This is a genomic window from Zunongwangia endophytica (assembly GCF_030409505.1).
In the GTDB taxonomy this organism is placed as follows: domain Bacteria; phylum Bacteroidota; class Bacteroidia; order Flavobacteriales; family Flavobacteriaceae; genus Zunongwangia; species Zunongwangia endophytica.
Genome location: NZ_JAUFPZ010000002.1, coordinates 2202567 through 2225279, shown reverse-complemented (window position 1 = coordinate 2225279; position 22713 = coordinate 2202567). Strand labels below are relative to the sequence as shown.

The following is a 22713-nucleotide window of genomic DNA, read 5'->3' as shown; positions in this document are numbered from 1 at the left end:
TCGACATGTCATATAACCTTTTAAAAGGAAAAAAAGGAATCATTTTCGGGGCATTAGATGAGAATTCTATTGCATGGAAAACAGCGGTAAAAGCCCACGAAGAAGGTGCTGAATTTGTGCTTACCAACGCACCAATTGCCATGAGAATGGGAAGCATTAAAAACTTAGCTGAACAAACCGGAGCTGAAATTATTCCTGCGGATGCTACAAAAGTTGAAGACCTAGAAAATCTTGTAGACAAAGCGGTAGAAATTCTTGGAGGAAAAATAGACTTTGTACTTCACTCTATCGGGATGTCTGTAAACGTTAGAAAAGGAAAGCATTACACCGATCAAAATTATGATTTTACGGCTAAAGGCTGGGATGTTTCTGCAGTTTCTTTCCACAAAACAATGCAAGCACTTTACAAAAAAGATGCAATGAATGAATGGGGTAGTATCGTAGCGCTTTCTTATATGGCGGCACAACGTGTATTTCCAGATTATAACGATATGGCCGATAATAAAGCCTATTTAGAAAGTATCGCTCGTAGTTTTGGTTATTTCTTCGGAAAAGATAAAAAAGTGAGAGTAAATACTATTTCTCAATCGCCAACACCAACTACAGCAGGACAGGGTGTAAAAGGTTTTGATGGGTTTATTGCATACGCCGATAAAATGTCTCCACTAGGTAACGCAACAGCACAAGAATGTGCTGATTATACCATTACTTTATTTTCTGACCTAACTAAGAAAGTAACTTTACAGAATTTATATCACGACGGAGGTTTCTCTAACGTAGGCGTTAGCCAAGAAGTTATGGAAGCTTTTGTAGAGAAAGAAGGCGAAAAGTAATTTTTGCTGAAATTTAAAACTGAATTTATCTTCAAGTTTTGGCTTATCTATATCGTTAAGCTTAGCTTAATTTGAGATAAATTCAGTTTTTCTTTTTTAACTTCACTTATAAAATAACATAGCTGTTATTCATCTGAAAATGAATAGAGAATATTCTTTTATCGTTCCTGTTTACAATCGTCCTGAAGAGACTAGAGAGTTGCTACAGAGCATGACCGCTCTAAATTTTAATCGAGATTTTGAGGTTGTAATTGTAGAAGATGGTTCTAGCCATACCTCAAAAGAGATTATTAAAGAGTTTGAAGGTACACTTCATATTAGCTATTATTTTAAGGATAATTCAGGTCCCGGTAAATCCAGAAATTATGGGATGCAGCGAGCTAAAGGAAATTATTTCCTGATTTTAGATAGTGATGTAATTTTGCCTGAAGATTATTTAACTCAGGTTGATAATGGTTTAGAAAAGAATTATTGTGATTGCTTTGGCGGTCCCGATGGTGCTCATAAAACCTTTAGCGATATTCAAAAAGCTATAGATTTTAGTATGACTTCTTTTCTTACCACCGGAGGAATTCGTGGTGGGAAGAAAGCCGTCAATAAATTCCAGCCTAGAAGTTTTAATATGGGACTTTCTAAACAAGCTTTTAAAGCAACAGGTGGTTTTGGTAGCATTCATCCTGGTGAAGATCCAGATCTTTCTTTACGTTTAGAAAAGCTGAACTTTACAACCTGTCTTATTCCTAAGGCGGTCGTATTCCATAAAAGAAGAATAGATTGGGAGAAATTTTATAGTCAGGTTTATAAATTTGGTCTTACCCGACCTATCTTAAATCGTTGGCATAAAGGGAGTGGTAAGATTACCTATTGGTTTCCCTCGGTATTTATTACAGGATTTGTAATTTCTTCATTAGCCACACGTTTAGATATTTGGTGGATGTTAGGATTATATGTATTTTATTTTCTGGTATTATTTTTTATGGCCAGTATCAAAACAAAAAGCCTCAAAATTGGATCATTAGCCGTTATAGCAACGATAATTCAGTTTTTTGGATATGGTTATGGATTTTTAAAATCTTCATATACCATGTTAATTCGTAAAACAGATCCGGAGGAAGCTTATCCGGGATTATTTTTTAAAGATGCGTAGTTACGGAAACATAGGAGGAAAAAAAATCAAAAAAGCCAACGTACAGGTCTTCGGCTTCTTTTTGATATTTTCTGCAATTTTATGGGTGTTGGTTCAACTCTCCAAAGAGTATAACCGTAATGTAGAAATCCCTCTTACTTATGTAAATATGCCGCTCGATAAAAGCTTGCATGATTCTCCTAAAAGTTTGAAATTTAATTTGGAGGCTAAAGGTTTTTTATTGATCTGGAAGTATCAGCTATTTAAACCGGGATTAACGATAGATTTAAGTAATACTTCAGAGGTTGGCTCTCAATTAATCTATAATATCAAAGACAATAGAAATACGATCGAAAATCAGTTAAATATAGATTTCGATAATGCTAATTTCCTGAAAGACTCTCTGGTTTTCGATTTTCAGCCAAGAAAAGAAAAAAGAATCCTCGTTTCACCCAAAACTGATTTGAATTATGATGTAGGTTTCTCGGCTATCGAAAATGTACATCTAGAACCCGATAGTGTAACAGTTAGCGGCCCTCAAAATATTATAGATACTTTAACCAGTATTACTACGAAGTCCATTAAAGGTGATAATTTAAGTAAAAGTATTTCTGGTACGATTGCGATCGATACCAGTAATTTGGGAATGCTAAATTTCTACCGAAATACAGTAGACTACAACCAGAAAATCGAAAAATTTACCGAAGGAAATGTTGAAATTTCAGTAGAAGTGATTAACGTTCCAAGAGGAACTAATCTTACTATATTCCCTAAAAAAGTAGTGGTTTATTATCAGGTAAACCTTAAAAATTACGAGTACGTAAAAGGAGAGCAGTTTAAAATTATATGTGATTTTAATGAAATTCAGGATGGTGTTGGCTACATGCTGGCTAAGGTTAGTAAGAAACCAAGGTATGTGAACAATGTGCGTTTAAACGAGCGTAAAATTCAATTTATCATTAAACGATGATCAAAGTAGGGCTTACAGGAGGTATTGGTAGTGGTAAAACCACCGTTTCTAAGATGTTTAAAGAACTTGGCGTTCCTGTTTACATCGCAGATGATGCCGGTAAGGAACTTATGAACTCGTCTACTGAAATTCGTGAAAAGATTATCAATTTATTAGGGAAAGAATCCTATAACGAAGATTCGCCAAATCGTCCATTTATCGCTTCTAAAGTATTTAAAGATAAAGAACTTTTAGAGCAGCTAAATGGTATAATTCATCCTGCCGTTGCGCAGCATTTTAAAGAATGGATTGCGCGCCAATCTTATCCATATATTATATACGAAGCCGCAATTTTATTCGAAAAGGGTAGCCAGAAAAATTTTGATTTTACAGTTTTGGTTTCTGCGCCAAAAGAAATACGAATTAAAAGACTTCTAGAGCGAGATAATTCTAATCGGGAAGACATCGAAGCCAGAATGGACAATCAATGGGATGATGCTGCTAAGCGTAGAATAGCGGATTTCGAGATTATAAATGAAGAAATTGAACATTCTAAGAAACAAGTTGTACAATTAAACGATATTATCTTAAAGTCGGCTAAAATTTCCTAAGTTCTCTGTTAACATTTGGTTAAACCGGTTATGCTCTAAATGTTAAAATATTACTTTTGGGGCATGAATAGGAAGTTGTTTGTACTACTCGTTGTCTTAATGAGTTTATCTCTTATCGGTATTATTTTCGTACAGGGCTACTGGATTAAGAGTACAGTTGAGGACAGAGAAGAACAGTTTTCTTATAGCGCAAAACAGGTTTTAATTAAAGTTTCAGAACAAATTCAGAATAAAGAATTTGAGCGCTATATTTTTGAGTACGAAGCTCAGCTACAAAATTCTGAACAAACGATAGATAAAGTTACTTTAACCGAATATCTAATCGCTACACGTGATGAGTTAAAGAATGAAGACGTTTTTAACTTTGGCAGTATACAAGAGGCAGATTATAAGATTTCTTCTGATTTTCTTGGTGCCGAGCAGAAGAACGATAGCATTCAGATGAAGAAGCTTATAAACCGTAAAGTAACCAAAATCGTAAAAGATGTAGGTAAGGATAGCGGTGCTACTCAAACACCTTCAGATATTATGGAGCGTGTGATGCGTTTAGAGGATTACGAGAAGGAGATTTTGCGAGATGTTATATCTGAAGCAGCTGCGAGACAACCCTTAAGAAAACGAGTTTCAGAGAAAACGATACGTAATTTGCTAAGACGTGAATTAGCAAGTCGCGATCTTAATACTAAATTTGAGTTTGCTGTATTTAGCAATTCTATAGAGACAGGAGTGCATTCAGAAAAATTTGATGTAGCTCATCCTGCTACCTATGGCGTGCCATTATTTTTAGATAGAGCAGGAAATAGCAATTATCAGTTACTGGTTAATTTTAAAGGCAAAAAAGGTGTCGTATTATCTTCAGTGACTCTAATGGCTGTTTTATCTATAGTGTTTACTCTAATCATCGTTATAGCATATTCTAGTGCGTTATCACAGTTAATAAGACAGCGTCAAATATCGCAGATCAAAACTGACTTTATCAATAATATGACGCATGAATTTAAAACGCCAATTGCTACAATTAATCTGGCGTTAGATGCGATAAAAAATCCGAAAATTATTGCAGATGAAACTAAAGTGTTTCGATATCTGAAAATGATTAGAGATGAAAATAAAAGAATGCACGCTCAGGTCGAAAATGTATTGCGAATTTCGAAATTAGAAAGAAATGAGCTCGATTTAAGAAAAGAGCGCATGCAATTGCATGACATTGTTTTAGACGCAATAACTCATGTAGAGTTAATTGTTGAAGATCGCGGAGGTTATATTCAGACGCATTTTGGAGCCTTAAAATCTTCAATATTAGCAAACGAGGATCATTTTACCAATGTGATAGTGAATATCCTTGATAATGCGATTAAGTATAGTGAAAAAGAGCCCAGAATCGATATTTATACTGAAAATGTAAAGAATTACATTATTGTGAAAATAAGAGATCAGGGGGCGGGAATGACAAAAGGTGTTCAGAAAAAAATATTTGAAAAATTTTATAGAGAACACACTGGTGATATTCATAATGTAAAAGGACATGGTTTAGGATTAGCTTATGTAAAGCAAATTTTGGACGATCACCACGGTCAAATTAGCGTTAATAGCGAAAAAGGAAAAGGAAGTACGTTTATAATTAAATTACCACTAATATCATAATATATGGAAACTGAAAACAAGAAAATTTTACTAGTAGAGGACGATCCAAACTTCGGAACCGTTCTTAAAGATTACCTTGCAATGAACGATTACGAGGTGACTCACGCAAAAAACGGAATGGAAGGATTCGAAAAATTTAAGAAAGATGATTTCGATCTTTGTATTCTAGATGTGATGATGCCTTATAAAGATGGATTTACCTTGGCGAAAGAAATTCGTGAAAAGAACGAGGAAATTCCAATTATCTTCTTAACCGCAAAAGCGATGAAAGAGGATGTATTAAAAGGATACAAAGTAGGAGCAGACGATTACCTAAACAAACCTTTTGATAGCGAAGTATTGCTTATGAAGATTAAAGCAATCATGCAGCGTAAAGCTACAGATAGTGTTGCAGATAGTAAGCAATTTGAGTTTGAAATCGGAGGTTTTCACCTAAATTCTAAACTTAGATTTTTAACCTATAAGGACGAAGAAGCTCAAAAACTTTCTCCTAAAGAAAACGAATTACTTCGTCTGTTGGCCTTACATGAAAATGATTTAATGCCAAGAGAGTTAGCCTTAACTAAAATTTGGAGAGACGATAACTACTTTACTTCTAGAAGTATGGATGTTTATATCGCAAAATTACGTAAGTATCTTAAGAAAGATGAAAACGTAGAGATTTTGAACATTCACGGTGAAGGATTTAGACTTGTTGTAAAAAACAAGGAAGAAGAAAGCAAAGCATAATTTTAATAAAATAAAAATTTTCAGTTTCAGGGGAAGGAATATTCTGTTTTAAAAGAGCAGAATATTCCAATACCTTTACTGAATTAGCTTTGTTAAAATTATTTAATGTAGTTTTTTTATTTCTTCGGAAATAAAAGCATTGATGTCTTCAGGTTTGCTCTTATAATCAAACCAATGAATATTGTCATTTTTTCTGAACCACGTAAGCTGTCTTTTGGCAAAACGACGCGTATTTTTTTTAATTTCTGAAATGGCAAAATCCAACTCGATTTCGTTATCTAAATAACTGAAGAGTTCTTTGTAGCCAACAGTATTTAAGGCATTCAAATGTTTTTTTGGATAGAGGTTCTTGGCTTCTTCTAAAAGTCCGGCTTGCATCATCAAATCTACTCGTTGATTAATGCGATCGTAGATTATTTGTCGATCTGCCGTAAGACCAATCTCTATGGTTTTAAAATTTCTTTGCGATTTTTTCTGGTTACGGAAAGAGGAAAACTTTTTGCCAGTACCTATACAAATTTCAAGCGCCCTAATAATACGATGTGGATTTTCTATATCAGCATTTGCGTAATATTCAGGATCTAAATTTTGCAATTTTCTTTGAAGTGGTTGTAAACCTTCTTTCGCTAAAATTTTATTAAGTTTTTTACGAATTTCAGGATTAATATCCGGGAAATTATCTAAACCTTCAATGACACTTTTTATATACAATCCACTTCCTCCAACCATAACCACTACATCATGATTCAGAAATAATTCAGTTAATTTTGAAATAGCTTCTTTTTCAAAATCACCAACAGAATATTGATCTTCTATAGAAATTTGTTGTATAAAATGATGTTTGGCAGCCGATAATTCTTCAGGAGAAGGCACCGCAGTACCAATATTCATTTCCTTAAAAAACTGTCTGGAATCTGCTGAAATAATTTCAGTATCAAAATAATTTGCGATATGTATTCCTAGTGCGGTTTTTCCAATCGCTGTGGGTCCAACAACACTAATAAGTATTTTGTTATTCATTTAATTTATTTCCGCAATTATGACAAAATTCGGCATCGGCTAAGTGTTGGTCTTCGTTGCAATGAGGACAAACCTGAGTATTGTCGGCAATACTTTCGTCGGTAGCTTTGCTATATTCTGCACCAACGATACCCGTAGGGACTGCGATAATTCCGTATCCAACAATCATTAATAGTGAAGCTAATAGTCGCCCAAGTGGTGTGATAGGAGCTATATCGCCAAATCCTACCGTAGTAAGCGTTACAATACACCAGTAGATGCTTATTGGAATATTTGTAAATCCACCGGCTTTCCCTTCTATTAGGTGCATTAAGGTGCCCGTAATTATACAAATAATAAAGACGGCGAATAAGAACACAAGTATCTTCGCTTTACTTTTTTGAAGCGCAATCATCAGTTTGTTAGATTCGCCAACGTAACGGGTGATTTTAAGTACTCTAAAAACTCGTAATAATCGTAAAGCTCTAATAGCAAAAAACAGATTCTTGCCGCCCATAAAAAAGCCGAGATAGCTTGGAACAGTAGATAACAGATCTACAATTCCGTAGAAACTAAAAATATAGCTTTTAGGCCGCTTTATAACCACTATCCTTGCAATATATTCGATGGTGAAGAAAATTGTAATAACCCATTCTGCAATAAAAAACTCCCAGTAATACTTTACGTGAAGATGAGTTATGCTTTCTAACATAACTAAGGCGACACTAAAAACGATAAGCACTAAAAGTACAATATCGAATATTTTCCCCATTGGAGTATCAGCTTCATAAATGATTTCGTAAAGCTTTTTCTTCCACTGTGGCCTGTTATCTATACTCTTCAAACGTAATTTGTTTTAGCGAATTTAAATGTTCTTTTCCTGCAATACAATTATAGATTGGGTTTGAATAGTTACCAGTTTATCCATAAACTCTTTAAGATAAGGATAATATTCTGAAGCATACATAGCTTGTGAAAATACTACTCTTAAATTTACAAAGATATTTTCAGTATCTATTTTTTGTGCTGTAAATTGGATCTTTGCTGCGTTATTAGGAATACCGATCACTTGTTGTGAAGGTATTTCTTTAATATCAAGGTTAGCAGGTATTTTAATTAATATACTGCTGGAATAAACATCCTTGTAACCAAAGTCTATTGGATATTTTCTTTTCTCTAGTTTAAAAGGATTTTCTTTCCAAAACAGAAAAGTGAAGGGATTTAAGTAAACCTTATTTCCAACTTTCTGAGAAGGATTTTTAATCTCGTAGGTAAGACTCAAATTTTCATCTGTATCTTCTTCCCCTTCGTAAGTTAGATCAATAAGGTCGTAACTATCACGAACAGTATTTAGGGCTTTTAAAAGGTTTTCTTTATCTGTATCTCTTTCAATTTTTTTGCGTGCTGCGGACGCATGATAGCCTACAAGGTTTTGTTTAGATTTAGTAATAGAACTTCCGTCCTTATTTACGATCAAGCTATCACGATAAGCGATTTGAGAATAGCCCTCTGGATTAATATCTATCCAACTACTCTCGTTATCAAAATCTAGTTTTCTACCATATTGGTTGAGCGCTCTAAAAGGAAGTTGACCAAATTCTAAAAACTCATCTGTGGCATCTAGCATATATTCTTTGCCATCATTATCCAATAAAACAAAGAGGTAATTGAAATCGGATAATACAGGTATTATCTTTTTTGGAAACCCCTGGTTACGTGTCGCACTAATTACCGGATAAACTTTATATCCTTCGTTATTATAAAAATTATGAAGTAAAACATTTAAAGAAGAGACATTACCGGTATGATCTTCCAAAAGATCTTTTAAATTCATTTTATCGAAAAGTCCATATTCTTCATTCCATTTGTAGTGATCTCGTACAAAATTATATATGGCTTTAGCTTTATCGAGATTATTATCTTGAGACGCAATTTCTGCTGGTAATAATTCATTCACCAGTCGGTCTTTTCTTAGTTGTCTGCCAATATTTTTATCTGTTCTAAATTCTTTGTCTACATCCTTCCATTCTTTAGTATACTTGCGCTCATAACCATCTAACATGGTGATTTGCTTAAGCTCATACTCGATACGTGAGATGTAATTATATTTAGAAGTAAGATATTCCTCTTCAATAAATGCAGGGATTTCTTTCATTGCATAGGTAGTAACGATGCAATCTCCTGCATTTTGAGATTGTCCTGCATAAAAGCACTTTTTCTTTACTTCAGCATCATTTTGATCTAACTGCAATTCGCCTCTTTTTATGATATTGTAATCATAATTTGCCGGAATTTCAGTTCTATATCGGCTGTAGGCTTTTGGAATTTCCTTCTGAAACCACCAGGTATTAAAATTGAATGTATACGGAGTTTCCTTGGTGTAAGAGTAAACCAATACAGCGCCAGGCTGAACGTCTGGAAAGGTGAATTTTATATAATCATATTTTTCGTCCTCTTCAGTAAAAATTTTACTTTGGGATAATGCGGTACTACGGATTGATGATCCATCCAGATAGGATGTAAACGCCTTTAAATCGTGGATTTTTTCAGATTTGCTACTACCTTTATAAAGAGGTATAACAATACTGGCTTCATCGTAACCTTCTTTATTTAAGATTTTAATTTTCGCTTCATAATCTGTAAATAAATGAAAATCGCTATCATCATCAATTCTGCTGAAGCCATTTTCAAAAATGTAAAAAGCATTTGCAGTGGTGTCTGGTAAGTAGATTGTTGCTGCCAGATCTTCTTTGGTAACCCTGATGTTGTCTACATTGAAGTTTTGTTTGTTGAAAAGAGAATCTGCTTCTTGAGCGAAAAGGCTAGTGCTGAAAATTAGCAAAAGCGGTAATAATAATTTATTCATTTTACTGAAAATTGATGATTTTAAGCTTTTTATTTCTTCTTAAATAACTTTGGATGATATGTTGAGCATCTCTATCATTCGTCATAGGTGTAATGATAGATTTAATAATGCCTAATTTATTTATTTGATGATTCAGATTATAATAACCAACACCTTTAAATTTTCCGCCTTCAATTAAAAGTGCACTTTTTTCGTCGATCTCGCGACCACGATCAATAACCAACATATTTTGATCTGTATAGGAATACTTCTGGATAAGTTGTAACACTCGCTCATTGTAATCCTCTGGGCTTTCTTCGCCTACGCAAGCACCGTGACAAGTTTTAATGGTGTAGTTGAAGCAACTTCCCGTACCGGGATGCTCGCCAGAAAGTCTTGCGCAAAGCTCATATTCTTCTATCCAATTGGTAAGCGTATTTCTTGCAGATCGTAGACTGCTGAAGGTCGTAATACAATTTTTTGCAGATCTTGCTTTGCTTATTTTTAAATTGATATAGCCATCATTATCGGTATAATGATAAAGACCATGAGTGAAAATGTTCTTCTTTAGAGCCCGATTATATTTGGGTTTATTATTTTTTATTTCCTGATTTTCACGAAGCAGCGCTATAAGTTCGTTTCCGGTAGATTCGTAAGATACCGATGCTACTTCCTTCTGCATTTCTCTAGCCTTCGCATGCTCGTTCGTAAAATGCTGATTAATGCGTTTCTTTATATTCTTACTTTTACCAATATAAATAATCTCACCATCTTCGTCATGCAGATAATAAATCCCGGTTATCGAAGGTAAATCATCTAGAATATAAACCAGTTTACTATCTAATTGTCGTTTAGGTTCTTGCCTAACGTTATCTTTTAAAATTTCTTTTTTGGTGTCTTTGGCCAACAGCATTTTAAACAACTTAACGGTAGCCTGTGCATCACCATTAGCACGATGTCTATCGCTTAACGGAATTCCCAAAGCTCTTACCAGTTTTCCTAAACTGTAAGAAGGCATATCTGGGATTAGTTTTTTAGAAAGCTCTACGGTACATAAAGATTTTCGCTGAAATTCGAATCCTAAGCGTTTATATTCTGTTCTAAGAATTCGGTAATCAAATTTTGCATTGTGAGCAACGATAATGCAATCCTCAGTGATCTCTATTATTCGCCGAGCCACTTCGTAAAACTTAGGCGCATTACGAAGCATCTCGTTATTAATTCCCGTAAGACCAACCACAAAAGGTTGGATAGGACGTTCGGGGTTAATCAAACTTATAAATTGATCTACTACTTTTTCCCCATCAAATTTATAGATAGCAATTTCGGTGATGCCTTCCTCGTTATACTTTCCGCCTGTCGTCTCTATGTCTAAAATTGCGTACAAAAAATTTCCCTTCTATTTTTAGTTGTAATTACGAGCTCCAAATATAGAACTTCCAATTCTAATCATGGTGGTTCCGTGTTTTACGGCAACTTTATAATCGCCACTCATTCCCATGGAAAGCTCCTTGATAGCTGGATATTTTATTCTGAAATCTTTAAATACCGAATGAAGATAATCAAACTCTTCAGCAACTTTATCATCATTTTCAGTATTCGTTGCCATTCCCATTAATCCAACCACGGCAACATTTTCAAATTCCTTATATTCATTAGATTGTAAAATCGCTTCAGCATCACCTGCAGAAATACCAAATTTAGAATCTTCTTCAGCAATTTTAATCTGAAGCAAACATCTAATAATACGATCGTGCTTTTTGGCTTGTTTATTCACTTCTTTTAAAAGCTTTAAACTATCTACCGCATGGATTAATCCAACGTACGGCGCCATGTATTTTACCTTATTTCGCTGTACGTGGCCAACCATATGCCATTCAATATCTTTTGGTAAAGCTTCCCACTTGTCAGTCATTTCCTGGATTTTGTTTTCTCCAAAAATGCGCTGTCCTACTTCGTAAGCTTCCATAATATCTTCATTGGGCTTAGTTTTGCTAATAGCCACAAGATCTACAGTATCAGGAAGTTCTTCAGTATATTTTTTGATATTTTCAGCAACACTCATTCTCGTTCTGTTCTTTAATTTGCTAGGTTGTTTTATAACTACTGCAAGATAATAATTAATAGAATCAAATAAAGTATTCCTTCTTAAAACTCGTAAATGGTAAGTCCGCTTCGCAATTTAGGTTCAATATAAGTGCTTTTTGGAGGCATGGTAAGACCTTCGTCTGCAATTTTTTTAATTTCTGAAATGGAAACCGGTAACATTCCAAAACCAATCGCAAATTCGCCGTTATCGATAAGGTTTTTCATTTCCAGAATATCATTTTTGCCGGGAATATAACTGATGCGTTTATCATTTCGTAAATCGTTAATTCCCAAAATAGGTTTTAGAACAAGATCATATAAAATCTGGCAGTCTAGCTGGCTAAGCGTATCTGTAAAATGCATGCTGGTTTTGCGCAAATACAACGAATAGAATTCGCCATCCAGATACATCTTAAAATGATGCTTTTGCTCCGGTTTGTATGCATCTAACTTTCTATTTTCAATTCTGAAATGCTCATCAAGTTTAATGAGAAAATCTTCCTTAGAATAGTCATTTAGATCGGTGATTAAACGGCGAAATTGGTAAATTTTTAAATGATTTTCAGGTATAAAATAGCTCAGAAAATGATTGTAAGATTCCTTCCCGGTATGATGTTCGTTGTTTTTAGCCGATTCTTGAGATAATAGAAATGAGGAAGCCGAGCGATGGTGTCCGTCGGCAATATAAATACTTTCCATTTTCGAAAAGAACTGCTGAATTTGCTCAATTTCGGCTTTACTGTCAACCTTCCAGAGATAATGCATTTCGCGTTGTCGCGTTGCGAACTCATATTCGGGATTTTGTTGCATAATTTTCGCAAGAATTTCCTGAATTTCCGGTTGATCTTCATACGTAAGCAATACCGGTTCGGTATTAAAACCTACTGTTTTTACATAATCTTTAAATAAAGATTCTCGACTTGCGATGGTCTCCTCATGCTTTTTGATGATTCCATTTTTATAATCCTCGGCGCTGGCAGCAGCAATTATTCCGCAGCAGGATAAATCACGAGTTTCCATCTTGTAAATGTAAAAACATGGATTTTCGTCCTGAACAAAGGTATTTTCCTCTTTAAATTCCAGATAGCGATTTTTTATGAGCTGAAATTTTTGAGTTCCGCTTATGGTTTGCTGAAATTTATAACCAGGATTAAGAATATGAAGAAAGGAATATGGATTATAATCCAAACGAGCACGCATTTCAGCTTCGTTGTATTCGCCGTAAGGTCGGGAAGCCACCAATCCCGCTTTAGCGCGTTGTGGTCGTACTGCTTTAAATGGAGTTATTTTTACCAATTCTTCTGAAATTTAATTCAATGTTTTTTATCTCTCTGAAATACAATCGCGAGAAATAATAGATATTTATCGCTGAGGTGTTATTGGTTTAACTCTAGAGTCTCAATTAAAAAATGTCATGATAAGATTCTAAAAGAACTCTGATGTTTATCGGATTAAGATGCCGTCTTATTTAGACTGATATTTTAAAAAATAAGCTTCAATTTTATACAAACTGAGCTGATATTTTTTCAGCTTTTTTACTTTCCGAATAATCATAAAAGCCTTCACCAGATTTTACGCCCATTTTCCCGGCCTGTACCATGTTTACCAGTAATGGACAAGGAGCATATTTTGGATTTTTAAAGCCATTATACATCACTTCTAAAATAGAAAGACAAACATCAAGACCAATAAAATCGGCCAATTGCAAAGGTCCCATAGGATGTGCCATTCCCAATTTCATTACCGTATCAATTTCGTAAACACCGGCAACGCCATTGTAAAGCGTTTCAATCGCTTCATTAATCATCGGCATTAAAATTCGGTTTGCAACAAATCCGGGTAATCATTCACCTCAACTGGTGCTTTATGTAGATTTTCAGCAAGTTTCATAATGGTTTCCGTTACCTTATCAGAAGTGTTGTAGCCTCTAATAATTTCAACCAACTTCATGATTGGCACCGGATTCATAAAATGCATACCAATAACACGCTCCTGATTTTTAACTAAGGAAGCAATTTTGGTAATCGAAATAGATGAAGTATTTGAAGCTAAAATGACGTTCTCGTCGCAGATATCGTTTAACTGACTAAAAATTTTCAGTTTTAAATCTTCATTTTCGGTAGCCGCTTCAACAACAAGATCAACATTTTTTACTCCTGAAGGAATATCAATAAAGCTTGAAATATTGTCTAACGTCTGCTGTTTATCTTCTTCAGAAATCTTCTCTTTTGCGAGCATACGATCTAGATTTTTAGTTATCGTATCTACTCCTTTTTGAAGATTTTCTTTAGAAACATCAATAAGATTTACGCTAAATCCATATTGGGCAAATGTATGTGCGATTCCATTTCCCATTGTTCCCGCACCAATTACTGCAATAGTTTTCATACTGTATTCCGGTTTTGTGGTTTAAAAATTAGCAATCACCGCATTGGCGATTTTCAGTGCTTTTGCACCTTGTTCTAAAGTCACGATCGGGGTAGTATCGTTATTAATAGCATCGGCAAAAGTTTCCAATTCATCTAGAATAGCATTGTTTGGGGAAACCGATGGATTATCAAAATAAATTTGTTTTTTAACTCCTTCAGCGTTTTGCAAAATCATCGCAAAATCATCTGGCGTGGTTGGCGCATCCTTCATTTTTACAACTTCACATTTCTTCTCTAAGAAATCGACCGAGATATAGGCATCTCGTTGAAAAAATCTGGATTTACGCATATTTTTCATCGAAATTCGGCTAGCTGTTAAATTAGCAACACAGCCATTTTCGAATTCAATTCTTGCATTGGCAATATCTGGAGTATCACTAATTACTGAAACGCCGCTTGCGTTGATACTCTTAACTTCAGACTTCACCACACTTAAAATCGCATCGATATCATGAATCATTAAATCCAATACCACAGGAACATCTGTTCCGCGGGGATTAAATTCAGCCAAACGATGCGCCTCGATAAACATTGGATTTTCAATACGATCTACAACCGATCGAAAAGCCGGGTTAAAACGCTCTACGTGGCCTACCTGTCCTTTCACGCCATTCTCTGAAGCTAATTTAATAAGTTCTTCAGCTTCCTCGAAAGTATTAGTGATAGGCTTTTCTATAAACAAGTGTTTTTTTGCTGAAATCACTTTTTTAGCCACATCAAAATGTGCAAGCGTAGGAGTAACCACGTCTATAACATCTGCATCTGCGATTAGCTGATCCAGATTATCATAAGCTGTATAGCCAAATTCTGAAGCAATTTTTTCTGAATTTTCCTTATCGGCGTCGTAAAAACCAATAAGATTATATTTTGAAGATTGATTGAGTAATTTTAAATGGATTTTACCCAGGTGGCCGGCACCTAGTACCCCAACTTTAAGCATAAGCTTTAATTTTTTACAAAAATACTATTTTGATTGTAAACAGATTATATTTTTATCTTAATATCATGCTTGGTTTTGCTTGGAGCAATAGAATTTGTTTCCCTATTTTTGCTCGATAATTATTATTTTGAAGAGGCTTTTTTAGTTGAAAATAAGACTAGAAATCTTAAGCTTTTTCAAAATAAAAACTACTTGAATTAAGCCGTTTTAAACGGTGTAAACAAAAAAACTGCTGAGAATTGTATAAGGATACTTTTAGACATAAAGGGAAGAGACAACAATTGGTAAATACAATAACCAAAAAAGGAATTACAGACCATCGTGTGTTAAACGCGGTTGGTAAAATTCCGCGTCATCTTTTTATGGATAGTAGTTTCGAAGATCATGCATATCAAGACAAAGCTTTTCCTATAGCGGCAGATCAAACTATTTCTCAGCCCTTTACGGTGGCTTTTCAAAGTGAACTTTTAGAAATTACTGAAGGTGAAAATGTATTGGAGATCGGTACCGGAAGCGGATACCAAACTGCGGTTTTGTGCGAACTTGGAGCCAGAGTTTACAGTATCGAACGCCAACGAGAACTGTATCGAAAAACAAAGGCGTTTTTAAATAAAATCGGCTATCGTCCTAAATATTTAAGTTTTGGCGATGGCTATAAAGGTTTGCCATCTTACGCTCCTTTTGATAAGATTATTGTAACTGCGGGAGCACCATTTGTGCCGAAGGATTTATTGGGGCAACTGAAAGTAGGAGGTAGGCTCGTAATCCCGGTAGGAGATGATGTACAGATTATGACTTTATTTGTTCGAAAATCTCCAACAGAATTCGATAAAACTGAGTTTGGTGAATTTCGATTTGTACCGCTATTAGAGGATAAAAATTGATTCAATTATCAGGTAGCAGTAATCAAAAACCAATTAACAATTATCAATAACTAATTAGCAGTTAACAATTCTCATTTTTCAATAGGTGTTAAATTGTTTGCAGTCGCATTGGACATTAGACATTATTTAATGAATCTTAATTGTGCAAGTCCTTTGAGAATCGAAACAATTTAGAATCATTTATTTCTGGAAATAGAACATACTAAACTACCAACAATCCAAAATACTATTCAGCAACAGTTAAAAATTAAAAAAGCCTCATGAAAATCATGAAGCTTTTTTTGATTGTTTCCGCAGAAATAATTATTCAGCTTTATCAACAACTAAACGTTCTTCGCGGTTAGCGATTTCCCAAGCGGTTAAGAACACAAGTTGGGCTCTTTTAGATAATGCTTCGTAGTTAATTTTATCTGGCGTATCGCTAATTTTGTGATAATCGGCGTGTACTCCATTAAAGTAAAAAATTACTGGCACATTGTTTTTTGCAAAGTTGTAATGGTCACTTCTATAATAAAAACGGTTTGGATCATTCTCGTCGTTATACGTGTAATCCAAATCCATATTCATAAAATTAGCGTTTACATTTTCACTAAGTTCATGAAGATCTGTACTTAATTTATCACTACCAATAAGGTAGATGTAATTGTCGTTACCTTCGTGATCTGGATCTATACGACCGATCATATCTATATTTAGATTGGCAACAGTTTCCTCTAATGGGAAAATTGGATTATCGGTATAAAATTTAGAACCAACAAGTCCTTTTTCTTCTCCGGTATTGTTCAGGAAAACGATAGATCGTTTTGGCGTGTAACCATCTTTAACAGCTTCAGAAAATGCCTGTGCGATCTCTACAACGCCCATACTTCCAGAGGCATCATCATCGGCACCGTTAAATACATTTCCTTCATTATCCATCCCTATGTGATCGTAGTGCGAAGAAATTACTAAAACTTCTTCTGGCTTTTCACTTCCTTTGATATACGCTACTACATTTTCAGAAGCTTTGGTGTCTCCTCTAAAGTAACTTTTTGGAACTTCCTGAAAATAATCATCACCTCCTAAAGCAGAAGGAATATCAAACTTTTTATATTGCTCTTTTAAATATTCGGCAGCTTTTTTCTGTCCAGGTTCTCCTGTTTCACGACCTTCAAACTCGTCGCTTGCAAAAGTGTACACGCGTTCTTTAAGATCTGAAGACGTAATAGTTTCAGCATATTTCATTGGATCGGCTTTGTCTACATCTTTTTGATGAGCGCCACAGCCTACTAAACTTGCAGTTAGTGCAAATACTAGAATTTTTTTCATATGAATTTATCGAATTTTATATAAGAATGCACAATATAGCAGTTTATCTGAAATTAAGGAGTTCTGCTGGTTTTTTTCTTCGGAAGTAAGCTAGCAATTACTCCTTCAGCGCCTTATCGATAGCCTTTTTAACCATAGGTTCCATCACATCGTATCCTGCTGAAGTTGGATGCACGCCATCTGCAGCGTATTCTTTTTTCATTCCTTGTTGCTCATTCGCTAGGGCAGGGAAATAGTCCAGAAAGATATGGCCGTTTTCCTTAGCATAGTCTTTTAGCCAGTTGTTTACTTCAGCGATTTTAGAAACGGGTTCCAATCCTGGTCGCCAAGGATAATCATCTACCGGTAAAATAGAACTTAAAACCACTTTTATATTATTGGCTTTGGCTAGTTGTGCCATGGCTTTAATATTATCGGTAATCATCTTTACTGAAGAACGTCCCGTATTTCCCGCAACATCATTTGTACCCGCTAAAATCACCACTACTTTAGGCTTAAGATCGATCACATCTGGAGTAAATCTTATAAGCATTTGTGGTGTGGTTTGTCCGCCAATCCCACGCCCTATATAATTATTTTCTTTAAAAAACTCTGGGTGCTTGTCGTACCAACCATGCGTGATCGAGTTGCCCATAAAAACAGCAGTAACCGGTTTGCCTTCCATTTTTACTTGCTGGTTGGCTTCACGATACCATTTTAAATTTGCCCAATCCTGGCTCATAAGTTTTTTGTATTGCTGTTGCTGAGCAAAAGCCCCGGCACTGATGGTTAAAATGCCTAAATAGATTAAATGTTTGAGTTTCATGATGTAATTAAATTATACCCGTAAATTTAAATAAAAGAAGGTAGGCATTTTTCTATCTCTAAAAAAAATCAATCCTTTTTTACTGAAAATCAGTTTTGTATATATTGAATGAATTTTTTTTCAAAATTTCTTGTGTAGAAATGAAAAAGCTTACTATATTTGAACCCGCAATCAGCGAATAGCTGATGAGACACTCAGGAGAAATGGCAGAGTGGTCGAATGCGGCAGTCTTGAAAACTGTTGAGGGTCACACCTCCGGGGGTTCGAATCCCTCTTTCTCCGCAATAAAAACCGCAGATTTATCTGCGGTTTTTTTATTTATGAGAGTATTTAAAAAAAGAGTTTTACTTCTAAAGTTGGCCGCTACGTTTTCCCATCATTGGTTTTAGTTTATCCCATAGTGATTGCTCTAGGAGTTCCATAAGGTTTAAATGTTCTTTTTTATCGTACTCGGGAATGCTGGGTTTAAATACTGAATTTTTTATTTGAATATCTGCGGGTATCCAATATTTTAAATTTAAAGCGTAGGTTGATTTCGCTCCCGCTCCTAAATGTTCGTGCATTCGCTTTAGAAAACTATTTCCTTGACTAATTCCTACATAAAGTGTTTTGCTAGATCTTTGATTAAACTTAGAATAACAGCGATCTTCGTATTTATTTTCTTTAGCAGCTTTAAAAGCTTTCTCTATTTCTTCTTCGTTAGAATCATCAATTAATTGAATACAATAAATGGGATCAAAATCAATCTCGCTAAAAGCATTTTTAGTCAGTTGGCCGATATCGCAAGCTGACTCCTTTAATTGAGTTGAATTTATTTCTAAGCTGAAATTAGTAGATTCAACCTCAACTTTATCAATTAAAAGTAGTGTGTTCTTCAATAAAATTGTGCTGTAATCTTTTAGCTCCTTCCAATCGATCATGATTTAATCTTTTCTGTGTCATGCTGTGCTTGACACAATATCTCATCCTACTTTTTTAATTTTGATAAGATCCTGAAATCGAAGATTCAACGAAGTTAATCAAGTTTAGGGTGACGATGTTTTAATATTTAAGCTATCTATGCGATAGCGTTTCATCTCTCACCATTCCTATTTTCGTTTAGCGGTGCTGGTGAATCGCCAGATTGTAATTTCAACTAACTACGAATTTTCTACAATGGCGATTTAGCTCGCGTCATTCTATTTTTTAAGTGCTCGTGAATAAAAATCATAAGCTTTTATAGAAAAGATTAAGATTGTTCAACGATTTTTATTTCTTCATCGGTTAGGCCGTATAATTCGTACACCATTTGGTCGATTTGGTGGTCGAGCTGATTGATTTGCGTTTGCAACTCTACCGCTTTTTTCTTGTTGTCTTCAAAAAGTTCCATCCACTCAAACTCCGCTTTTTTGGTGAGTTTTGGGATTTCTTCTTGCTCGTTTTTACGGCGTTCTCGATTTTCCTTAGTAATGGCTTTATTGAGTTCTTTAATAAACTCCCCAAAATCTAGCTCATGCCAGTTTTGGAGTTTTTTAGTGAGTTTTTCTATCGGAAATTGCGATAATAAGTAGTTTTGGAATTTATTTACAACCACCTTGATTTTCTTATTTTTTTCTATAATTTCAATTGCAGCAATCTGAAGATTATTGCTTTTAGAAAGATTAATCTCTTCACTTATAGGCAAACTCTTTATATCTTTAGGATTTAGCTTTGGGAATGTTTTTTTTGCAAAGTTTGAAACTTTTACAGAAGCAAACCAACTGATCATTTTTGAGTTAACAATAGCTAACAACTTATATAAAATATTTTTGTCAAGTTTTTCATCCAATTTAAATGGAGTAATGCTATGCCCATAATAAAATCTATCTTCTAAATAAGTGCATTGAATACGTCTTCCTGATCCAGGAACCTCTCTAAATAGTAATCGAGCACCTTCAAAGAATCTCGGTTCTCTTGGCGAAGCTAACCAATCACCGTATTGAAGCCATTCTGTTCCTGTAACATAATAGTATCTTCCGATATTTTTTCCATCTAACCAAATACCGCAAGAATCATCTATTTTATTGGGATGATGAAAAGCTCTAGATTTTATGATTTCCTTGGATTGTCCTTTATAACTATCATAAGGTGTTAATCCTTGAATAGCTTCTCCATAACTCCCCAGTTTTTTAGATTTATTGAAAATTTTTTCAGTTATTTTTATAGTTAAGGGACTTACTTGGTAATCAATTATTAATAGCGGTTCTGACTTCCATCTAGATATTTCATAATACCATTTGGGTTGATTAAGTGGTATTATTTTAAAGTATTTATTTTTAGTGGAATCTTCTTTTCTAAATGTAGCAATTACGCTATTTACGTTTACATCTTCAAACACTTTTTCACCACAAAATTTGAATTCTAAAGGAATTGAATGGTTTAATAAATATTTTCGGATATTTAAGGATTTATCTAATCTCAAAAATAATTCAGGAGTTATAAAGGAGAGTAAACCAGAATTTTTTAAAATAGTGATTCCTTTTTCATAAAAATATAAATAACTTTCAAATTTATATTGATAGCTTATATAGCTTTTTTGGATAAATTTTTTATTTGTTTCATTGAATTCAGCCCCATAAGGCGGATTCCCAATCACCACATCAAAACCACCCTTAGCAAAAACTTCCGGAAATTCGGTTTCCCATTTAAAAGCTTTATCGCCGGCAACACTTTTAGCGTCTATTAGCGAGTTTCCGCATTTTATACTATTGCTTAAATCGTTTAATTTTCTACGGGGTTGTGCGGTACGTAGCCAAAGGGAAAGTTTGGCAATTTCTACACTTTCTTCGTTAATATCTACGCCATAAATATTGTTCTCTAAAATGGTATTTTCAATATCGCTAAACACAATAGCACCGCCCAATACTTTCGCTTTTAGCTCGTCGATATAGGTGTGTTCTGCAATGAGAAACTCTAACGCCTGGTTTAAAAATGCTCCCGATCCACAAGCAGGATCACAAATAGTTAGCTGTAATAACCAATCTCGATACGTATCTAGCGTGGCGAGTAATTTCTTTTTGGTGGCAATGTGGGTTCCTTTTTTAACTTCAAAATACTCTTCTTCCCGAAATTCGAGTTCGGTTTTCTTTTCTTCGCAAAGCTTGCCTACCGTATTTTCTACAATATATTTGGTAATATATTTAGGCGTGTAAAACACCCCATCTTTTTTACGTTTACTCTTTTGTTTGTCAAAATTATCGCCTTCAATTTCCGCATTTACGCTTTCAATTTCGTTGAGCGAATTTTCAAAAATATGCCCGAGAATGTTTACATCTACTTGGCTTTCAAAATCGTATTTCGATAATTTTGCGGTGTGTTTTGCTAGTAATTCATCGTTAATTTCTAGTAAATTTAGTAGCGCATCCGGTTTAAAAAGTCCGCCATTATAGGCAAAAATTTCAGCTTTTTTATCGGTGCCTTTTCGGCCGGTGTCTAAATACTTAAAATAGAGTTTAAAACGCTCGTATAGTGGTTGGTTAACATCGAGATCTTTTAATTGGTGCCAATCCTCTATAATTTGTAAAATGGCGTTGGGTGGTAACAATCCGCGATCTTCTGCAAAAAAGATAAACAAAAACCGATCGATTAATTTCTGCGATTTTTTAAATAATGTGAGTTTTACATTTTTTTCTAACCGATCAAATTCCGTTTGTAAAGCTTCATTATCGCTTTGCTGCGTTTCCGAAACCAATTCAGAATGTCGCAAATTTTTCAACTTCTTTGCATTATTCCTTACTAAATCGCGGTATAATTCGCGTTTAAAAATAGAATAATCTTTATAAAAACCTTTGGTAATTTGTTCTTCTTCAACTAAAGAAGCTTCTTTAATTTTTAAGGGTAACCCGCTTATTAAATTATCCTGCTGAAGGCATAAATATAGCAGTGCAAACTGATCTTGCGTTAATTGAAATAAATTGAACTCTAAAAACTCGGTGGCATCGTTAATATAAAACCGAAGTTTCTCGAAATTGGATGTAATTACATATACACAGCCCTTTTGGTTGGCTTTATAATCAAAGGCTTGCTGCCGAATCCCTTCTAAGTGTTTGGTGTTGGTTCCTTTTAGCTCGATAACGCCTAAGGCTACTTCATCTTTTAAAATAGCACCATCAGCCTTGCGCGAGTTGGTTTGGTTTTTATATTCGGCTACCAAATTGTAATTGGTATTGGGCTTCATGGTATAACCTAGAATGTTTACAAAGAGCTCCGTTAAAAAAATACCCTGATATTCTTCTTCTTTAGAGCTTTTAATATTTTCCTGAATTTTAGAATCTAAAAAATAGCGACTAAAGGTTTTGTAAGCTTTGCTAATTACTAAATTATCTTGAGCTTTTAGATGTTTTTTTAATACGGAAGTCTGAAATAATGCCATTAGCTAATTAAAAATATCTTTAAAATTTAAAAATAACTAAAAGTATTTTTTAGCATCTGTTTTAATTATAAAATTTAAAGGAAATAGTAGTCTTCTGTTTCATCAGCACTTAATCATCTGTGTAGATTTTTTC

Annotated in this window: 18 protein-coding genes, 1 tRNA gene and 1 pseudogene; 8 read left to right on the top strand and 12 right to left on the bottom strand. The window is 34.5% G+C overall.

Annotated elements, in window-relative coordinates; genetic code table 11:
- Positions 1 to 5: 5 nt before the first annotated feature.
- The 6 genes from QWY91_RS09675 (at position 6) to QWY91_RS09650 (ending at position 5892) form a co-directional block, all read left to right on the top strand.
- A complete protein-coding gene (locus tag QWY91_RS09675; RefSeq protein ID WP_290234291.1) occupies positions 6 to 833 on the top strand; it encodes an enoyl-ACP reductase FabI in 828 nt (275 codons plus the stop codon).
- A 139-nt stretch (positions 834 to 972) separates the two neighbouring features.
- Complete coding sequence (locus QWY91_RS09670) at positions 973 to 1980, top strand: glycosyltransferase family 2 protein (RefSeq protein WP_290234288.1); 1008 nt, start codon at positions 973 to 975, stop codon at positions 1978 to 1980.
- Positions 1973 to 2929 (top strand): YbbR-like domain-containing protein, encoded by a 957-nt coding sequence (locus QWY91_RS09665; protein WP_290234284.1) that lies wholly within the window; start codon positions 1973 to 1975, stop codon positions 2927 to 2929. The genes QWY91_RS09670 and QWY91_RS09665 overlap by 8 nt, the downstream gene beginning before the upstream one ends.
- The gene (gene coaE / locus QWY91_RS09660) at positions 2926 to 3519 is read left to right on the top strand and encodes a dephospho-CoA kinase (RefSeq protein WP_290234281.1); all 594 of its coding nucleotides are present in this window, start codon (positions 2926 to 2928) and stop codon (positions 3517 to 3519) included. Before QWY91_RS09665 ends, coaE begins: the two co-directional genes overlap by 4 nt.
- A 63-nt stretch (positions 3520 to 3582) precedes the next feature.
- The gene (locus QWY91_RS09655) at positions 3583 to 5163 is read left to right on the top strand and encodes a sensor histidine kinase (protein ID WP_290237084.1); all 1581 of its coding nucleotides are present in this window, start codon (positions 3583 to 3585) and stop codon (positions 5161 to 5163) included.
- Between the two features lie 3 nt (positions 5164 to 5166).
- On the top strand, positions 5167 to 5892 hold the full coding sequence (locus tag QWY91_RS09650; RefSeq protein ID WP_270059027.1) for a response regulator transcription factor: 726 nt from the start codon (positions 5167 to 5169) through the stop codon (positions 5890 to 5892).
- Between the two features lie 102 nt (positions 5893 to 5994).
- On the opposite strand, the gene miaA is transcribed toward QWY91_RS09650, so the two are convergent.
- The 8 genes and pseudogenes from miaA to QWY91_RS09610 form a co-directional block, all read right to left on the bottom strand.
- Positions 5995 to 6912 carry a tRNA (adenosine(37)-N6)-dimethylallyltransferase MiaA gene (miaA, locus tag QWY91_RS09645; RefSeq protein ID WP_290234274.1) on the bottom strand — a complete coding sequence of 306 codons (918 nt, stop codon included), beginning with the start codon at positions 6910 to 6912 and terminating at the stop codon, positions 5995 to 5997.
- Entirely contained in the window at positions 6905 to 7735 is an 831-nt protein-coding gene (locus QWY91_RS09640; RefSeq protein ID WP_290234270.1) for an ion transporter, read from the bottom strand. Before QWY91_RS09640 ends, miaA begins: the two co-directional genes overlap by 8 nt.
- Before the next feature lie 21 nt (positions 7736 to 7756).
- On the bottom strand, positions 7757 to 9757 hold the full coding sequence (locus tag QWY91_RS09635; RefSeq protein ID WP_290234268.1) for a DUF3858 domain-containing protein: 2001 nt from the start codon (positions 9755 to 9757) through the stop codon (positions 7757 to 7759).
- Between the two features lies 1 nt (position 9758).
- Entirely contained in the window at positions 9759 to 11123 is a 1365-nt protein-coding gene (locus QWY91_RS09630; RefSeq protein ID WP_290234267.1) for an exonuclease domain-containing protein, read from the bottom strand.
- An 18-nt stretch (positions 11124 to 11141) separates the two neighbouring features.
- Positions 11142 to 11801, bottom strand: a complete 660-nt coding sequence (locus QWY91_RS09625; protein WP_290234265.1) for a YggS family pyridoxal phosphate-dependent enzyme — start codon at positions 11799 to 11801, stop codon at positions 11142 to 11144.
- Positions 11802 to 11884: 83 nt separating this feature from the next.
- Positions 11885 to 13120 (bottom strand): DUF1015 domain-containing protein, encoded by a 1236-nt coding sequence (locus QWY91_RS09620; RefSeq protein ID WP_290234263.1) that lies wholly within the window; start codon positions 13118 to 13120, stop codon positions 11885 to 11887.
- A gap of 205 nt (positions 13121 to 13325) precedes the next feature.
- Positions 13326 to 14212: pseudogene (locus QWY91_RS09615) on the bottom strand (3-hydroxybutyryl-CoA dehydrogenase).
- Positions 14213 to 14233: 21 nt separating this feature from the next.
- Entirely contained in the window at positions 14234 to 15193 is a 960-nt protein-coding gene (locus QWY91_RS09610; RefSeq protein ID WP_290234262.1) for a Gfo/Idh/MocA family protein, read from the bottom strand.
- Between the two features lie 239 nt (positions 15194 to 15432).
- Here QWY91_RS09610 and QWY91_RS09605 point away from each other — a divergent pair, with 239 nt between their 5' ends.
- On the top strand, positions 15433 to 16077 hold the full coding sequence (locus tag QWY91_RS09605; protein WP_290234259.1) for a protein-L-isoaspartate(D-aspartate) O-methyltransferase: 645 nt from the start codon (positions 15433 to 15435) through the stop codon (positions 16075 to 16077).
- A 303-nt stretch (positions 16078 to 16380) separates the two neighbouring features.
- On the opposite strand, the gene QWY91_RS09600 is transcribed toward QWY91_RS09605, so the two are convergent.
- Both QWY91_RS09600 and QWY91_RS09595 read right to left on the bottom strand, forming a co-directional pair.
- Positions 16381 to 17385, bottom strand: coding sequence for a M28 family metallopeptidase (locus QWY91_RS09600; protein ID WP_290234257.1), 1005 nt, complete (start codon positions 17383 to 17385; stop codon positions 16381 to 16383).
- A gap of 97 nt (positions 17386 to 17482) precedes the next feature.
- Positions 17483 to 18190 carry an SGNH/GDSL hydrolase family protein gene (locus QWY91_RS09595; RefSeq protein WP_290234255.1) on the bottom strand — a complete coding sequence of 236 codons (708 nt, stop codon included), beginning with the start codon at positions 18188 to 18190 and terminating at the stop codon, positions 17483 to 17485.
- Positions 18191 to 18387: 197 nt separating this feature from the next.
- Here QWY91_RS09595 and QWY91_RS09590 point away from each other — a divergent pair.
- Positions 18388 to 18472, top strand: a tRNA-Ser gene (locus QWY91_RS09590).
- A 68-nt stretch (positions 18473 to 18540) separates the two neighbouring features.
- On the opposite strand, the gene QWY91_RS09585 is transcribed toward QWY91_RS09590, so the two are convergent.
- Together QWY91_RS09585 and QWY91_RS09580 are read right to left on the bottom strand one after the other, a co-directional pair.
- Positions 18541 to 19110, bottom strand: a complete 570-nt coding sequence (locus tag QWY91_RS09585; RefSeq protein WP_290234253.1) for a hypothetical protein — start codon at positions 19108 to 19110, stop codon at positions 18541 to 18543.
- Between the two features lie 308 nt (positions 19111 to 19418).
- Positions 19419 to 22580 carry an Eco57I restriction-modification methylase domain-containing protein gene (locus tag QWY91_RS09580; RefSeq protein WP_290234250.1) on the bottom strand — a complete coding sequence of 1054 codons (3162 nt, stop codon included), beginning with the start codon at positions 22578 to 22580 and terminating at the stop codon, positions 19419 to 19421.
- Positions 22581 to 22713: the final 133 nt, after the last annotated feature.

Bases quoted from the DNA above. Each gene is read 5' to 3' on its own strand.
- QWY91_RS09670 (WP_290234288.1), top strand. From the start codon at position 973: ATGAATAGAGAATATTCTTTTATCGTTCCTGTTTACAATCGTCCTGAA.
- QWY91_RS09610 (WP_290234262.1), bottom strand. From the start codon at position 15,193: ATGCTTAAAGTTGGGGTACTAGGTGCCGGCCACCTGGGTAAAATCCAT.
- QWY91_RS09655 (WP_290237084.1), top strand. From the start codon at position 3,583: ATGAATAGGAAGTTGTTTGTACTACTCGTTGTCTTAATGAGTTTATCT.
- QWY91_RS09595 (WP_290234255.1), bottom strand. From the start codon at position 18,190: ATGAAACTCAAACATTTAATCTATTTAGGCATTTTAACCATCAGTGCC.
- QWY91_RS09665 (WP_290234284.1), top strand. From the start codon at position 1,973: ATGCGTAGTTACGGAAACATAGGAGGAAAAAAAATCAAAAAAGCCAAC.
- QWY91_RS09625 (WP_290234265.1), bottom strand. From the start codon at position 11,801: ATGAGTGTTGCTGAAAATATCAAAAAATATACTGAAGAACTTCCTGAT.
- QWY91_RS09675 (WP_290234291.1), top strand. From the start codon at position 6: ATGTCATATAACCTTTTAAAAGGAAAAAAAGGAATCATTTTCGGGGCA.
- QWY91_RS09635 (WP_290234268.1), bottom strand. From the start codon at position 9,757: ATGAATAAATTATTATTACCGCTTTTGCTAATTTTCAGCACTAGCCTT.
- QWY91_RS09580 (WP_290234250.1), bottom strand. From the start codon at position 22,580: ATGGCATTATTTCAGACTTCCGTATTAAAAAAACATCTAAAAGCTCAA.
- QWY91_RS09585 (WP_290234253.1), bottom strand. From the start codon at position 19,110: ATGATCGATTGGAAGGAGCTAAAAGATTACAGCACAATTTTATTGAAG.
- QWY91_RS09650 (WP_270059027.1), top strand. From the start codon at position 5,167: ATGGAAACTGAAAACAAGAAAATTTTACTAGTAGAGGACGATCCAAAC.
- miaA (WP_290234274.1), bottom strand. From the start codon at position 6,912: ATGAATAACAAAATACTTATTAGTGTTGTTGGACCCACAGCGATTGGA.
- QWY91_RS09600 (WP_290234257.1), bottom strand. From the start codon at position 17,385: ATGAAAAAAATTCTAGTATTTGCACTAACTGCAAGTTTAGTAGGCTGT.
- coaE (WP_290234281.1), top strand. From the start codon at position 2,926: ATGATCAAAGTAGGGCTTACAGGAGGTATTGGTAGTGGTAAAACCACC.